General features: G+C 48.9%; 1 protein-coding gene and 1 pseudogene. Both read left to right on the top strand.

Annotated elements, in window-relative coordinates:
- The first annotated feature begins 327 nt into the window (after nt 1–327).
- Entirely contained in the window at nt 328–885 is a 558-nt protein-coding gene (locus tag J9889_RS19780; protein ID WP_210557815.1) for an inovirus-type Gp2 protein, read from the top strand.
- Nucleotides 886–983: 98 nt separating this feature from the next.
- Nucleotides 984–1281: pseudogene (locus tag J9889_RS19785) on the top strand (hypothetical protein); the annotation flags it as partial.
- Between the last annotated feature and the right edge of the window lie 141 nt (nt 1282–1422).

The following is a 1422-nucleotide window of genomic DNA, read 5'->3' on the forward strand; positions in this document are numbered from 1 at the left end:
GGTGGGCATTCCCGCGGAATGCATGGTGTTTTTGCTCATGGGGGGAGCGTATCTAAGGAGCAGGATCAAGCAAGCAGGAAAGTGGGATCAAGAGACGATCGTCTCATTTTTCCTGTGTCAATACTGTTCCGGTGAATACTTACCTTCTATAGGCATCGCAATGAAAATGTACTGAGATATTCATCTAGTCCCGAGAATGCAGATGGGTTTGCAAATGACCTGATGGATACCATTGACGATTTCATAAAGCGGTTGCGTTCACCGAAGCATCAACTCCGACTCCGTAATCTAAGACGCTCAGAATCACGCAACCAAGAGAGCATCCAGATGTATGTAGACAGCCTATTCGAACATTACGCAAAGCTCCTCGTCGTTCGCATTGATACCTATTACAGCTCAGAGGTCACCCGTGATATTTCATTCGCACAAGCCATAGAGGATCGGGATCGATATCTAAGGCGGGTGAAGTATAAATTCGATGACCTGGTGGGTTACGTATGGAAACTTGAACATGGGGAGCGTAAGAGGTTTCATTTCCATTTAGCGTTTTTCTTTAATGGCGCCAAGGTGCAGAACGATATTCCATTAGGCATGAAATTAGGAGAGCTCTGGAAAGATATGGATAGACAGCCGAGGTGGTATCACAACTGCAATGCAGACCGTGCCAAGTACGAGCAATGGAAAAGTTACGGCATCGGGATGGTGCACTACAGCGATGTGGTTAAACGTCATCATCTCCTGCACAGCGCTCTTAATTACCTGCACAAATTCGATGAGGAACTGCTGGTGTTGATGCCAGTACGTATGAATAGCATGGGAAAGATGCAGTTACCAAAGCTCAGGGGTACAGGTGGTCGCCCACGACTCATATCAAATCCGAATTGAACCCAGCAGCTCGATTCAAAAAAATCTCAGTTATATATCATCTGCATGAACACACTCTGGGGCTGCCTTTGCAGTCCCTTTTTCATTGGAGATCTCCCATGGCTCACCTGATCGGCAACATGGCCTACATAGGCCAAACCCCTTGGCATGGCCTTGGCAATGTCTTCCCACCGCAGCAATCCCTCGATATCTGGCTGCAGGCTGCGGGGATGGATTGGACCATCGAGCAGAGCGACGTGATGTTTAACGTCGCCTCCGATGCACTGCATATCCGCCCCTACAGCGACAGCAAGGTACTTTATCGTTCGTTCCGATACCCTCGCCCCCCTGTCGGTGGTCTCAAGCCGCTACAACGTGGTACAGCCTCACGAGGTGCTGCACTTCTATCAAGACCTAAATAGCTGTTCCGAATAGTAGATCACCGGAGGAAGGGAACTCAGTCCAGTTTGTGCGATCTGATTAGTCGCTAAACAAAACAAGCCACACCCAAAGGACTGAGTTGATGCCTATCCTACCACCTCTGCCACGACCACAACG

Origin of the sequence: Aeromonas sp. PrichA-15 (assembly GCF_017939245.1) — a bacterium.
Taxonomy (GTDB): domain Bacteria; phylum Pseudomonadota; class Gammaproteobacteria; order Enterobacterales; family Aeromonadaceae; genus Aeromonas; species Aeromonas caviae.